The organism is Mycolicibacterium baixiangningiae (assembly GCF_016313185.1).
Taxonomy (GTDB): domain Bacteria; phylum Actinomycetota; class Actinomycetes; order Mycobacteriales; family Mycobacteriaceae; genus Mycobacterium; species Mycobacterium baixiangningiae.
In genome coordinates, this window is the sequence record NZ_CP066218.1 from 1,726,381 (window position 1) to 1,738,542 (window position 12,162).

Sequence of the window (12,162 nt, forward strand, 5' to 3'; positions counted from 1 at the left end):
CCACCCCGGAAGGAACCGTCAACATGGCAATCACGCTGGACGACACGCAGACCGCCGAGCTACTCACCGCGCTCGGACTGCCCGCCGACACCACCGACCCGGACCTCGTCGTCGAGACCGTCAAGGATCTCGCCGCGCAGGTGGCCGACCTCGACCCCGAGAAGCCGTCCACCGTCGCAGCCGCCGCCAAACGCGCCGGCATGGAGCTGCTCGACAAGGAAACCGCCGAAGCGCTGCGCCGCGACGCCTCTGAAGGCCGCAAGATGGTCGCGGCCGCCACACAACAGCGCATCGAAGCATCCGTCGAAGACGCCATCCGCAAGGGCAAGATCACCCCGGCGCGCCGTAAGCACTGGGTCAACCTCATCGGCGCCGACCCCGGCATGGCCGACATCCTCGCCAGCGTGCCCAACGAGACCGCCGCCCCTATGTCCGAACTCGGCCACGGCCAGAACCCCGAACCCGGCGCCGAACTCACCGAGCCCGCCGCCTGGTTCCACTGACCCACACAGGCCCGCGGCCCTGCAACGCCGCGCGGGTCGGCGCGCACCGCTGCCACGGGCAGGCGGCTCTCAGAGCGGCGGTGCGCCACCCCCCGGAAATTATCGGACCCACCCCCCTCCCGACTCCCGAGCGGTGAGTTGCGAGTTTTTATTTTTCCGAGCGCCGCGATTTTTGGGCGGTGCTGATGGCGGGGCGCGGGCCCGGCGCGGAACGGACGAAACCACCCCCAATAGCGCAGGTCAGCGACCTTTATCGGGCGACTTGTCGGTCGGCTCCGCACAATGTGGGTATGACAGGCGCACGGGATGTGCGACGCACCGGACTCGGCGGATGTCACACTGATGGCGTCGAGTCCTGGCTGAGGGGTGGAGAGGTCAGATGACGAGAACTGAGACGTTGACGGACGACGAACTGCGAGCTCGCCGCAGGGCGATCCTCGACAAGCTCGGCATGTCGTTCGAGGAGCTTCGTGACCGCGCTAACAGCTATGCTCTCGCCGGGGAGGAGCACGAGGCGTGGGAACAGCTTGAGTCGATCGCGTTCCTGCTGGGAGAAACCCGCGCCTGACGAGGGCGATGACACTGACGCATGATGAGTTCAACGACGAAGTAGACGATTTTGTCGGCGACGTCATGAACGCCGTCAATTGCCTCGAACCGGGCGAGGGATGGTTGATTGATGTGGCGATGGCGTCGGCCGACCGGCTGAGATCGGTCGTCGATGCGACGCTTCCGCTGCGGGGGCCGGGAGACGGCTCGGACGGCGGTCTCGCAGAGCTGAGCGCGACCTACAGGCTGTGCGTGGATTCGTACGGAACCCACATCGCCGTCGAACACTCGTCGTTCGTCCTGAAGGCGACGATCGAGCGAGCCCCGATCATCCGTTGGGATTACGACCGCAGACCGAACAACAAGCCGCGGTCTCACGTCCAGGTGACCGCCCAGCGCGGCGCGTTGTCGCACATCTTGTCTCGCCTGGGACACAAGACGCCGCACAACATCGAGTCGCTGCACATCCCAATGGGCGGCGAGCGATTCCGACCCTGCCTCGAAGACGTGATCGAGTTCCTCATCCGTGACTGCGGCTTCAAGGGCAGCGCGGGCTGGAAGCAGGCGATCCAAGATGGCCGCGCACGGTGGCGACGCATACAGACCCGCGCGGTCGTGCGTGACTCACCGGAATGTGCTGTCGCCGAGCTGGAATCGCTCGGTTACAAGGTGATCCCACCGGAGGCGGGCGCGCGTGACGAGAGGCTCGACCGGCTCACCGCGTGGTGAACATCAGTCGGCCGTCGCTGCCATCGCTGCTGCCCGGACTTCGTCGTCATCGACAGCTGTGTATCGCTCGGTCGTCGCGATCGAAGCGTGACCGAGCAGCTGCTGCACTGCTCGCAGGTTCCGGCTACCGCGGTACGCGCGGGTGGCGAACCGATGCCGCAGTTTGTGCATCGACCAGCCGTCCGGGAGTGCCGCGGCGACGAGCTTGCCGACCTGGTGCTCGCCGATGTGGCCGCCGACGCCGGTGGGGAATAGCCAGCCCGATGCCGGCATTCCCGCGGTATGGCCGGCCGCCCCGCGTCGCAGCACTTCGGCCAGCGCGTCGCTGATCGGCACGACGCGCGTCTTGCCGCCCTTGCCATGCACGACGAGCTGCGCGCCGCCGATGCCCTCGACGACGTCGCGGGTGTGCACTCGGGCCACCTCGGCGCGGCGCATCCCGACTTCGGCGGCGAGCCGCATCATCAGCGTGACCCGCGGATCGGCCTTGGCGAGCGCCGTCCGCCACGCATCGTCGGGAACCGGCCGCGGCACGGCGGCCGGAATCCGAACGGACGGAAGCGCATCGGGGAGATACTCCGGCACCCGGCCCGTGCGGTACGCCCACGCGAAGAACCCACGCGCCGCGCTGCGGTAGAACTTCCGTGTCTCTGGCTTCCAGTCCTGCCGACCGAACCAGTCGACGAGCCGCTCAGCCGTCACGTCGCCCGGTGGGCATCGCAGCGCGCGAGCGATGCGTGTGAGGGACTTGCGCCGCGCGTCGATCGTTCGCGCGGTGTGGCCCGCGGCCGCGAGGTGCAGGAGGTAGGCGCTCGTCATCTCCCGCCACGACGCGGGCATCTGGGACCGGTCCGGCCCCGGTTGCCGCGCCTGGTGCGCCTCGCGGAGATACGTTTCGAGCGCGGTGAGCCCGCCGGCGAACACCCGGCCGGTTGCGTCGCGTAGCTCGAGCTCCGCGCCACGCTGCACCGTCCGTAAACCGAGCGCGGTCGCCTGCCGACGCGCGATCCGCACTCGGCTCTCCGTGCTGGCGGTCACCGCAGGCCTTCGAGGGCGTCGGCGGCGTCGAGCAGGGCCGCGGCGAGCTGGCGTGACGTCGAGGCGGTCAGCTCGAGGCTCGCGCCGCCGGGGTAGACGACGATCTGCGGCTCGGCGACACGGCCATCTGCATATTGCACACCCTCGACGGCCACCACCGCCCCAGCTGCGTCGTGACGCGACCACGTCAAGAATCGCATGAGGTCCTCCGGGTGGGTTCCCGGTCCGGGCCAGTCGCCGGCCACAGCGCCGACAGGTACGGGTATGCGTCGAATATTGCTGATGGCGTCTTCTGACGGAGGCATGCGCAGAACCTAGATTGGTAGATTGCCGCAGGTCAAGTGGCATGCGCTCCGCGGGTAAGTTACCCGTCACACGCCTAGTCGTTGCGCTCAGCGGTTAGCTGACAGCCAGTTGCGGCGCCACACCGGTCGGCCGGCGCGCAGGCACCGCCGGCGTGTCGGTGGGGTCGTGAATGATGTGAGACGAGACCAATCCGTTCCTGTGTGATTGTGTGGTGCTTGTCGTGACGCTGATACTGCTCTACCTGGTGGTGCTCGTCCTGGTGGCCGTCGTGCTGTTCGGGGTGGGCAGTGTGTTGTTCGGCCGTGGCGAGGCGTTGCCTCCGCTACCTCACGGCACCACCGCGACGGTGCTGCCGGCCTCGGGGGTCACCGGCGCCGACGTCGACGCCCTGAAGTTCACGCAGACGCTGCGCGGCTACAAGGCCAGCGAGGTCGACTGGGTGCTCGACCGGCTCGGACAAGAGATCGACGCGCTGCGCGGTGAACTGGCGGCGGTACACGCGGCCGCCCGACCGGCCGAGGAGTCCCCGTGACCGACGCGGTCGGGGGAGGGGTCGTCGACGACGGCCGGGTCCGGTGTGGCTGGCTTGACGGAATCCGGCTGGCCCCAGCGGATTTCGTGCTCTACCGGGACTACCACGATCACGAGTGGGGCCGGCCCGTTCGGGATACGCCCGCGCTGTTCGAGCGGATCAGCCTGGAGGCCTTCCAGAGTGGTCTGTCGTGGCTCATCATCTTGCGCAAGCGGGAGAACTTCCGGCGGGCGTTCGACGGGTTCGACATCGAACGCGTCGCCGGCTACACCGAACGCGATGTAGACAGGCTGATGGCGGACACCGGAATCGTGCGCAACCGCGCGAAGATCGAGGCGACCATCGCCAACGCGCGTGCGGCCGAAGCTCTCGACGTCGACCTCGCGGAGTTGCTGTGGTCGTACGCACCGCCGGAGCGCAAACGGCCGGCGGATCTGTCGCAGGTGCCCGCGGTCACCCCCGAATCGACCGCGCTGGCCAAGGATCTCAAGCGTCGCGGCTTCCGGTTCGTCGGTCCGACGACGGCGTACGCGCTGATGCAGGCGACCGGAATGGTCGACGACCACATCGCGGCATGCTGGGTGCCACCGATGGCTGCGGTGCCTCGACACAGCGGTTAAAACGGGTCTTCGCACACGTTGTGCAGTCGATAGGGAACAATAGAGAAGTTGAGTGTCGGTTTCGCCGAAGGTGGGCGAGGCCGGGCGGTTGGTTCATTGTGGAGGGAGCTCTCGATGGCGGCGATGAAGCCCCGGACCGGTGACGGTCCCCTGGAAGCAACCAAGGAGGGGCGCGGCATCGTGATGCGGGTACCACTGGAAGGTGGCGGCCGACTCGTCGTCGAACTGACCCCCGACGAGGCGGCGGCGCTGGGCGACGAATTGAAGAACGTCACCAGCTAGCCAGGGTTGTGGGCATGACCCGGCGCGGTGGCTTTCGAGCCCCGCGCCGGTTCGCCGAACTCCTGTTCTACTGCGACACCGTGCGGTAGACCTCCATCGTCTGCTCGGCGATGTGCGCCCATGAGAACTCCGCGATGCACCGCTCGCGTCCGGCGGCCCCGTATTCGCGGGCTCGCTGCGGTTCGGCAACCAGTGAATTGACGGCGTCGGCAAGCCGTGTCTCGAAGAAGTCGGTATCACCCGCGTCGTAGTGCACCAGCAGCCCGGTCTGATGGTCGGCGACGACCTCCGGGATACCCCCGACGTCGGACGCCACGACCGCCGTCGAGCACGCCATGGCCTCGAGGTTCACGATGCCCAGCGGCTCGTACACCGACGGGCACACGAAAACCGTTGCCGCGGAGAGTATTTCCCGAATCTTGCCGATGGGCAGCATCTCGCGGACCCAGAACACACCGGTGCGGGTGCGGGCCAGCTGCTGCACCGCTGCCGTCACCTCGGCGGCGATCTCGGGGGTGTCGGGCGCCCCTGCGCACAGCACCAGCTGCACCTCGGGGTCGAAGTGGTGGGCGGCGGCGACGAGATGCGCCACCCCCTTCTGCCGGGTGATCCGGCCGACGAACGCCACGATCGGCCGCGTGGGGTCCACGCCCAGTTCCGCCAGCACAGACTCCCCGGGCTGCGGCTGCGTCGGATACCAGACGTCGGTGTCGATGCCGTTGCGCACCACATGCACCCGGCTCGGGTCCAGCGCGGGATAGGTCTTGAGCACGTCGTCGCGCATCCCGGAACTCACGGCGATCACCGCGTCGGCGGCCTCCACCGCGGTCTTCTCCACCCATGACGACACCCGGTAGCCGCCGCCGAGTTGTTCGGCCTTCCACGGCCGCATCGGCTCCAGCGAGTGGGCGGTCAGCACGTGGGGGATGCCGTACAGCAGCCCCGTCAGGTGCCCGGCCAGCCCGGAGTACCAGGTGTGGGAGTGCACGACGGTGGCGTCGCCCGCGGCGTTGACCATGTTCAGATCCGCCGACAGCGTGGAGAGCGCAGGGTTGGCGCCCTTCAGTGCCGGATCCGGCGCGGCGACGAAGGCGTCCGGCCGGGGTGCGCCCATGCAGTGCACGTCGACCTCGCAGAGACGGCGCAACTGCGCCACGAGTTCGGTGACGTGCACGCCCGCTCCGCCGTAGACCTCGGGTGGATATTCCCGAGTCATCATCGCCACCCGCATGGTGATGACGGTAGTGGACCGCACCCGGCTGACGCAGTCCTGTTCGCGAACACGATTGCGACGAATCCCGGTGGGTATGTCAGACCCCGAAATCGTTGTTCTAGCACCCGTGAACGCGTAATCATTGGTGTCAATGGCTGGCCCCAGTCACCACCGCCGGATAGGTTTGAGACATGAGGGAATTGCCACACGTGCTGGGCATCGTCCTGGCCGGCGGGGAGGGCAAGCGGCTGTATCCGCTGACTGCGGACCGGGCCAAGCCGGCGGTTCCCTTCGGTGGGGCCTACCGCCTCATCGACTTCGTGCTGTCGAATCTCGTCAATGCGCGCTACCTGCGGATCTGCGTACTCACCCAGTACAAGTCGCACTCGCTGGACCGGCACATCTCGCAGAACTGGCGGCTGAGCGGCCTGGCGGGTGAGTACATCACCCCCGTCCCCGCGCAGCAGCGGCTCGGCCCGCGGTGGTACACCGGCTCGGCCGATGCCATCTACCAGTCGATGAACCTGATCTACGACGAGGATCCGGACTACATCGTGGTGTTCGGCGCCGACCACGTGTACCGGATGGATCCCGAGCAGATGCTCCAGTTCCACATCGAGAGTGGCGCAGGGGCGACGGTCGCCGGAATCCGGGTGCCGCGCGCCGAGGCCACCGCGTTCGGGTGCATCGACTCCGACGAGACGGGCCGCATCCGCAGCTTCATCGAGAAGCCCGCCGACCCGCCCGGCACCCCCGACGATCCCGAGCAGACGTTCGTCTCGATGGGCAACTACATCTTCACCACCAAGGTGCTCATCGACGCCATCCGCGCCGACGCCGACGACGACGACTCCGATCACGACATGGGCGGCGACATCATCCCGCGCCTGGTGTCCGACGGCATGGCGGCGGTCTACGACTTCAGTAACAACGAGGTCCCCGGTGCCACCGAACGCGACCACGGCTACTGGCGCGATGTCGGGACGCTCGACGCGTTCTACGACGCCCACATGGATCTGGTGTCGGTGCACCCGATCTTCAACCTGTACAACAAGCGCTGGCCCATCCGCGGCGAGTCGGACAACCTCGCGCCGGCCAAGTTCGTCAACGGCGGTTCCGCCCAGGAATCGGTGGTGGGTGCGGGCAGCATCATCTCGGCGGCCTCGGTCCGAAATTCGGTGCTGTCGTCCAACGTCTACATCGACGACGGCGCGATCGTGGAGGGCAGCGTCATCATGCCGGGCACCCGGATCGGGCGCGGCGCCGTGGTGCGGCACGCGATCCTGGACAAGAACGTCGTCGTCGGGCCGGGGGAGATGGTCGGGGTCGACTTGGAAAAGGACCGCGAACGGTTCTCGGTCAGCTCGGGCGGTGTCGTGGCGGTCGGCAAGGGCATCTGGATTTAGCTATATCTCTCACACGGCGTCGCGGTGGCGGTACACCCATCCGGCCAGGCCGGTGAACGCCACGGCGACAACGCACATCGCCGCCATCGCAGACAACGGATAGTCCGTGGGCGCCGTCGTCTGCAAGACGGGCGAGGCGTCCAGCAGCCACTGCGGCAGGCGAAGCAGCGCGCCGAGGTACAGCGAGACGACGATGAACGCCACCGCCAGCCAGGCGACCCAGGGACGGCGCACGGCAACCGCCAGCGCCGCGACACCGGCGACCACCGCCAGCGCCGGAACGAATGCCAACCCGGCGACGGTGAGGTCGACGACGGTCGCCGGCTCGCCGAGCGTCAGGCCTGCCCCGAGCCCGTTGCCGAACCCCGCGCCGGCCATCAACAGCGTGGCTCCCAGCATCGCGGCGGCCATGGCGCTCAGCAGCCAGCGCCACCGCGACACGGCACCGGCCAGCACTGCCTCGCCTGCGCCGGACTGCTCGTCGGCGTGCACCCGCAGCACCGCGCTCACCACGTACGCCGTCGCCGCAGCCGCGAGGAACTGCGTCATCGTGGTGTACACGCCGTCGGTGCCCTGCACGTCGAGCACCCGGGCCAGCAGTTCGTTGGTTTCAGCGGCGTCGATGAGCGACTTCGTCATCGATCCGAAGGCGAGCCCGCCGAGGAACAGCCCGATGCCCCAGCCGATGGTCAGCCCGCGCTGCAGGGTCAGGTGCAGACCCAGGACGCCGCGGATCGGTGGGGCGCCGGGCCGGTCGCCTCGGGTGGGAAGCGTCCCGGCGTCGTACTGTCTGCGGTTCTCCAGGACCGCGGCCAGCGCGATGAGCGCGACCGTGAGGGCGAGGAGCAGGGCGAGCGGCCACCACCGCAGCTCGACGAACGCCCGCATCTGCTGCGCCCAGGCGATCGGAGACAGCCAGCTCAGCGCGCTGCCGGAATTGTCGATGACGTCACCGATTCCACGGATCAGCGCCGCCGCCGCCAGCACCGCCATCGCCGCGCCGGTCGCCGTGCGGGCCTGTCGCCACAGCTGCGCGGTGACGGCGGCGACGGCACCGAAGACCATCGATACGGCGGTGACGCCGACGCACATCGCCAGGGTGTCGATGAACCGGAATCCCGCCGCCGACATGGCCACGGTCATCGTGACGGTCAGCACGGCGTTGACGGCGCCGACCAGGAACAGCGCCGCGGTGGTGCGCGCGTACCGGCCGACCACTGAGGAGAGCACCAATTCCGCTGCGCCGCTTTCCTCTTCGGCCCGGGTGTGGCGGATGACGGTGAGAATGGACAGGATCGAGGCGGCCACGATGAGCGTCAGCATCAGCTCGTTGGCCATCATCGCGCCCAGATCGGTCTCGCGAACCCCGAACATGGGGCCGCCCATGATGATTCCCGCGGGTGTCTTCATCAGGTTCACCCGGGCCAGCCGCTGCGGCTCGTCGGGATAGGCCAGCTTCACCGCGTTGGGGGCGTAGACCATCATCAGCGTCAGCATCGCGATCCACACACTCAACCGGAGGCGGTCACGGCGCAGCGCCAACCGGATCAGGTCGCCCACACCGGTGTATGGGGACGCCGTGCGCGCATGTGCGCGGGCCGGCGCCGCGGTGCTCATCGGTGCGCTCCGGAGTACTCGCGCAGGAACATGTCCTCGAGCGATGCGGGCGTCACGGTGAGTTCGGCGATCCCGAGTTCGGTCAACCGCGCCATCGCCGCGTCGAGGGCGTCGCGGTCCACGGAGAACCGGGCGCGGCCGTCGACCGTCGTGAAATCGTGGACGAACGGGGCGCTCTGCAGCGCCGCGGCATCGTCGCGGGTGCGGGCGGTCACCGTCGTGCGCATCAGGTGGCGCAGTTCGTCGAGCGGGCCGGAGCGCACCGTGCGGCCCGCCCGGATGATCGTCACGGTGTCGCAGAGCTTCTCGACCTCGGCGAGGATGTGGCTGGACAGCAGGACCGCCGCTCCGTCGCGGGCGACCTCGCCGACGCACCGCTGAAAAGCCTTCTCCATCAACGGGTCCAGGCCGGATGTCGGTTCGTCGAGGATGTAGAGGTCGGCGCCGGTGCTGAAGGCGGCGACGAGCGCGACCTTCTGCCGGTTGCCCTTCGAATAGGTGCGCGCCTTCTTGTGTGGATCGAGTTCGAAGCGCTCGATCAATTCGTCGCGCCTGCCCGTGTCGAGCGCACCGGGTCCGCGCAGCCGGCCCAGGAAATCGATGGCCTGCAGCCCGGTCAGGTTCGGCCACAGCGTGACGTCACCCGGGACGTAGGCGATGCGGCGGTGCAGGTCGACCGCATCGCGCCAGGGATCGCCGCCGAGCAGGCGAACCGTGCCCGTCTCGGCGCGCAACAGCCCGAGCAGGACGCGGATCGTGGTGGATTTGCCCGACCCGTTGGGGCCGAGGAACCCGGCGATCTCACCGGGGGAGACGCTCAGGTCGAGACCGTCGAGCGCGCGGGTGCGCCCGAATGTCTTGACCAGCCCGCGGATGTCGACCGCGAGCGGTGCGGTGTCCTCAGGCCGTCGCCGGGACGTGGGTGTCTGAACCGTCATCACCGTCTCCTTGGTGTTCGAGAAAGGCGTCTTGGAGAAAGGCGTCTTGGAGAAAGGCGTCGTACATCGTCGAATCGGCCATCAGCCCGTTGGTGTAGAGCTCGAGCGCGGGCAGGACCATGTCTTGGGAGTAATCGCGCAGGACCCGGCGCAGGTCGGAGGGATCGTCGTGCATCTGCAGGTACAGCAGGAAGCCGCCGCCGCCGACCGTCGCCAGGAAGCGGGCGCGGCCCTGCGGGTCGCGGCTGGGTTTGACGGTGCCCGCCCGGACCCCTTCAGCCAGGTACTGCTCGGTGTTGTCGATCATCCGCCGCCACAACGACTTCGCCAGATCGCCACCCGACTGCATGCTGCGCACCAGGTACGCCATCAGCGGCGCGTAGGACTCGATCTCGGACATCTCGGCAAGCCAGGTCGCCGGATCATTGCTCTGGATCGACGACGACTTCCCGGTGCGGATCTCCTCGGCGACGTAGTCGTCGCACGCTTTGCGCAGACCGTCCTTGGAGCCGAAGTGGTGGATCACCAGCGCGGCGCTCACCCCCGCGGCCTCGGCGATCGCACGTACGCCGACTCCGAAGCCGTGGTGGCCGAACTGCTCGATCGCCGCATCCCGGATGCGGGCGAGGGCAGTGCGGTCTTCGTCGGCTGAACGCATGTTCAATAGACTAAACGTGCGTTCAGCCGCCGGTCAATACCTCACAGAGAGACAGAGACGCGCAGAGAAGGTCAGTCGCGTGCGGCGGCGAGCAGTCCGTCGCCCAGCGGGATGAGCACCGGGGTCAACCGTTCGTCTTCGGCGATCAGGCGGGCCGCCTCGCGTACCGCGCCGACCTCCGCGTCGTGGGCGCCGGCGTCACCGGCACGTCCGCCGAGTGCCGCGCGGTGCACCACGATCGCCCCGCCGGAGCGCAGCAGCCGCACCCCCTCGACCACGAACTGCGGCTGGTCGACCGGGTCGGCGTCGATGAAGACCAGGTCGTAGGAGTCGTCGGCCAGCCGGGTGAGCACATCCTGGGCGCGCCCGCTGATCAACCGCGTGCGGCCCGGTCCGATACCGGCCTCGGAGAACGCCTGCTTGGCGATCCGCTGATGTTCCGGTTCGACGTCGATGGTCGTCAGCACGCCGTCCTCGCGCATGCCCGACAGCAGCCACAGGCCGCTCACCCCGGCGCCCGTGCCGACCTCGACGACGGCCTTCCCCCCGGTCAGGCGCGCGAGCACGGACAGCAGCGCGCCGACCGCCGGCGTGACCGCCCCGGCGCCGATGTCCACGGCACGTTCACGGGCCGCCGCGACGATCGCATCCTCGGAGATGGACTGCTCGGCGTGTGCGACGATCGCTTCGGCGCGGCTCGGCCGCTGCTGACCTGGGGGTTCGTGTCGCGGCTGACCTGCTGGGTCGTCGGTGCTGGCCATGCCCGCACTGTATTGCGCGCCCGCGAGCCGCGGGTCCGCGACACGCCCGCGCGGCACCGTGTGATGTACGTCCAATTGGGCCTGTTTTCGCAGGTGAACAAATGGGTATTGAGCATTCTCAGGGAACGTTCATATTGCTCATACCGCTACCACACCCCGGTCGGGAACGGTGGCGGCATGGAACACGGGAGGCGTCTTCGCTTCGGGAATAGGGATCTCGCCCATCGTGTTGCCCTCGATGACCAGCCGACGAATCCTGTCGGCCATGACCTGGAGGATCCGACGACCACCACGACTGCGGCAGCACAGGCTGCCCCCGTTTCGATGGCGCACCTCGAGCAGTTCAGCGATTCGGACTGGATCGAGTCGACCGACGAGCTCACCGGAACGGCCGTGTTCGACGCCACCGGCGACAAGAAGTCCATGCCGTCCTGGGACGAACTCGTGCGTCAGCACGCCGACCGGGTGTACCGGTTGGCCTACCGACTCTCGGGCAACCAGCACGATGCCGAGGACCTGACCCAGGAGACGTTCATCCGCGTCTTCCGCTCGGTGCAGAACTACCAGCCGGGCACGTTCGAGGGCTGGCTGCACCGCATCACCACCAACCTGTTCCTCGACATGGTCCGGCGCCGTGGCCGCATTCGTATGGAGGCGTTGCCCGAGGACTACGACCGGGTGCCCGCCGACGATCCGAACCCCGAGCAGATCTACCACGACTCCCGGCTCGGGCCGGATTTGCAGGCCGCGCTCGATTCGCTGCCCCCGGAGTTCCGCGCCGCGGTCGTGCTGTGCGACATCGAAGGCCTGTCCTACGAGGAGATCGGTGCCACGCTCGGAGTGAAGCTGGGCACGGTGCGTAGCCGGATCCACCGCGGCCGCCAAGCGTTGCGCGACTACGTGGCCCACCACGTACCGGATGCGGCTGCATCGGCCTGACGATCGCGTGTCTGGCGGACCGTGCCGCGCTAACCTCGTGTGGGCGGCGTCTTACGGGCCGATGAGCGAGC

At 68.3% G+C, this 12,162-nt stretch carries 15 protein-coding genes; 8 read left to right on the plus strand and 7 right to left on the minus strand.

Annotation, left to right across the window (positions count from 1 at the left end; all coding sequences use genetic code 11):
* Positions 1 to 23: 23 nt before the first annotated feature.
* From I7X18_RS08130 to I7X18_RS08140, 3 genes are all read left to right on the plus strand, one after another.
* Positions 24 to 503, plus strand: coding sequence for a phage protease (locus I7X18_RS08130; RefSeq protein ID WP_193048201.1), 480 nt, complete (start codon positions 24 to 26; stop codon positions 501 to 503).
* A 379-nt stretch (positions 504 to 882) separates the two neighbouring features.
* Complete coding sequence (locus I7X18_RS08135; protein WP_193048202.1) at positions 883 to 1,071, plus strand: hypothetical protein; 189 nt, start codon at positions 883 to 885, stop codon at positions 1,069 to 1,071.
* 8 nt (positions 1,072 to 1,079) lie between these two features.
* Positions 1,080 to 1,781, plus strand: coding sequence for a hypothetical protein (locus tag I7X18_RS08140; protein ID WP_226864380.1), 702 nt, complete (start codon positions 1,080 to 1,082; stop codon positions 1,779 to 1,781).
* 3 nt (positions 1,782 to 1,784) lie between these two features.
* Here the strand turns inward: I7X18_RS08140 and I7X18_RS08145 are convergent, their stop codons facing one another.
* Together I7X18_RS08145 and I7X18_RS29535 are read right to left on the minus strand one after the other, a co-directional pair.
* Complete coding sequence (locus tag I7X18_RS08145; RefSeq protein ID WP_232375434.1) at positions 1,785 to 2,795, minus strand: tyrosine-type recombinase/integrase; 1,011 nt, start codon at positions 2,793 to 2,795, stop codon at positions 1,785 to 1,787.
* Between the two features lie 20 nt (positions 2,796 to 2,815).
* Positions 2,816 to 3,124, minus strand: coding sequence for a hypothetical protein (locus tag I7X18_RS29535; protein ID WP_226864381.1), 309 nt, complete (start codon positions 3,122 to 3,124; stop codon positions 2,816 to 2,818).
* 221 nt (positions 3,125 to 3,345) lie between these two features.
* Here I7X18_RS29535 and I7X18_RS08150 point away from each other — a divergent pair, with 221 nt between their 5' ends.
* The 3 genes from I7X18_RS08150 to I7X18_RS08160 all read left to right on the plus strand — a co-directional run bounded on the left by I7X18_RS08150 (position 3,346) and on the right by I7X18_RS08160 (position 4,559).
* Positions 3,346 to 3,657, plus strand: a complete 312-nt coding sequence (locus tag I7X18_RS08150; protein WP_193048204.1) for a DivIVA domain-containing protein — start codon at positions 3,346 to 3,348, stop codon at positions 3,655 to 3,657.
* Positions 3,654 to 4,277, plus strand: a complete 624-nt coding sequence (locus tag I7X18_RS08155; protein ID WP_193048205.1) for a DNA-3-methyladenine glycosylase I — start codon at positions 3,654 to 3,656, stop codon at positions 4,275 to 4,277. Before I7X18_RS08150 ends, I7X18_RS08155 begins: the two co-directional genes overlap by 4 nt.
* 114 nt (positions 4,278 to 4,391) lie before the next feature.
* The gene (locus tag I7X18_RS08160) at positions 4,392 to 4,559 is read left to right on the plus strand and encodes a DUF3117 domain-containing protein (RefSeq protein ID WP_005059648.1); all 168 of its coding nucleotides are present in this window, start codon (positions 4,392 to 4,394) and stop codon (positions 4,557 to 4,559) included.
* A 67-nt stretch (positions 4,560 to 4,626) separates the two neighbouring features.
* Here the strand turns inward: I7X18_RS08160 and glgA are convergent, their stop codons facing one another.
* Positions 4,627 to 5,790 carry a glycogen synthase gene (gene glgA, locus I7X18_RS08165; protein WP_193048206.1) on the minus strand — a complete coding sequence of 388 codons (1,164 nt, stop codon included), beginning with the start codon at positions 5,788 to 5,790 and terminating at the stop codon, positions 4,627 to 4,629.
* A 173-nt stretch (positions 5,791 to 5,963) separates the two neighbouring features.
* On the opposite strand from glgA, the gene glgC reads away from it, so the two are divergent.
* Positions 5,964 to 7,178, plus strand: coding sequence for a glucose-1-phosphate adenylyltransferase (gene glgC / locus I7X18_RS08170; RefSeq protein WP_193048207.1), 1,215 nt, complete (start codon positions 5,964 to 5,966; stop codon positions 7,176 to 7,178).
* A gap of 9 nt (positions 7,179 to 7,187) precedes the next feature.
* On the opposite strand, the gene I7X18_RS08175 is transcribed toward glgC, so the two are convergent.
* From I7X18_RS08175 to I7X18_RS08190, 4 genes are all read right to left on the minus strand, one after another.
* Positions 7,188 to 8,795 (minus strand): ABC transporter permease, encoded by a 1,608-nt coding sequence (locus I7X18_RS08175; protein ID WP_193048208.1) that lies wholly within the window; start codon positions 8,793 to 8,795, stop codon positions 7,188 to 7,190.
* On the minus strand, positions 8,792 to 9,733 hold the full coding sequence (locus tag I7X18_RS08180; RefSeq protein WP_193048209.1) for an ABC transporter ATP-binding protein: 942 nt from the start codon (positions 9,731 to 9,733) through the stop codon (positions 8,792 to 8,794). Before I7X18_RS08180 ends, I7X18_RS08175 begins: the two co-directional genes overlap by 4 nt.
* A complete protein-coding gene (locus tag I7X18_RS08185; RefSeq protein WP_193048210.1) occupies positions 9,696 to 10,391 on the minus strand; it encodes a TetR/AcrR family transcriptional regulator in 696 nt (231 codons plus the stop codon). Before I7X18_RS08185 ends, I7X18_RS08180 begins: the two co-directional genes overlap by 38 nt.
* A 71-nt stretch (positions 10,392 to 10,462) precedes the next feature.
* Positions 10,463 to 11,152 (minus strand): O-methyltransferase, encoded by a 690-nt coding sequence (locus I7X18_RS08190; protein WP_226864382.1) that lies wholly within the window; start codon positions 11,150 to 11,152, stop codon positions 10,463 to 10,465.
* A gap of 177 nt (positions 11,153 to 11,329) precedes the next feature.
* Here I7X18_RS08190 and sigE point away from each other — a divergent pair, with 177 nt between their 5' ends.
* Positions 11,330 to 12,091 (plus strand): RNA polymerase sigma factor SigE, encoded by a 762-nt coding sequence (gene sigE / locus I7X18_RS08195; protein ID WP_193048211.1) that lies wholly within the window; start codon positions 11,330 to 11,332, stop codon positions 12,089 to 12,091.
* Positions 12,092 to 12,162 lie beyond the last annotated feature (71 nt).

What these genes read in the sequence shown, in the direction of transcription:
- glgC (WP_193048207.1), top strand. Translation starts at nt 5,964, where the DNA reads ATGAGGGAATTGCCACACGTGCTGGGCATCGTCCTGGCCGGCGGGGAG.
- I7X18_RS08130 (WP_193048201.1), top strand. Translation starts at nt 24, where the DNA reads ATGGCAATCACGCTGGACGACACGCAGACCGCCGAGCTACTCACCGCG.
- I7X18_RS08135 (WP_193048202.1), top strand. Translation starts at nt 883, where the DNA reads ATGACGAGAACTGAGACGTTGACGGACGACGAACTGCGAGCTCGCCGC.
- I7X18_RS08180 (WP_193048209.1), bottom strand. Translation starts at nt 9,733, where the DNA reads ATGACGGTTCAGACACCCACGTCCCGGCGACGGCCTGAGGACACCGCA.
- I7X18_RS08160 (WP_005059648.1), top strand. Translation starts at nt 4,392, where the DNA reads ATGGCGGCGATGAAGCCCCGGACCGGTGACGGTCCCCTGGAAGCAACC.
- glgA (WP_193048206.1), bottom strand. Translation starts at nt 5,790, where the DNA reads ATGCGGGTGGCGATGATGACTCGGGAATATCCACCCGAGGTCTACGGC.
- sigE (WP_193048211.1), top strand. Translation starts at nt 11,330, where the DNA reads ATGGAACACGGGAGGCGTCTTCGCTTCGGGAATAGGGATCTCGCCCAT.
- I7X18_RS08140 (WP_226864380.1), top strand. Translation starts at nt 1,080, where the DNA reads ATGACACTGACGCATGATGAGTTCAACGACGAAGTAGACGATTTTGTC.
- I7X18_RS29535 (WP_226864381.1), bottom strand. Translation starts at nt 3,124, where the DNA reads ATGCCTCCGTCAGAAGACGCCATCAGCAATATTCGACGCATACCCGTA.
- I7X18_RS08185 (WP_193048210.1), bottom strand. Translation starts at nt 10,391, where the DNA reads ATGCGTTCAGCCGACGAAGACCGCACTGCCCTCGCCCGCATCCGGGAT.
- I7X18_RS08190 (WP_226864382.1), bottom strand. Translation starts at nt 11,152, where the DNA reads ATGGCCAGCACCGACGACCCAGCAGGTCAGCCGCGACACGAACCCCCA.
- I7X18_RS08175 (WP_193048208.1), bottom strand. Translation starts at nt 8,795, where the DNA reads ATGAGCACCGCGGCGCCGGCCCGCGCACATGCGCGCACGGCGTCCCCA.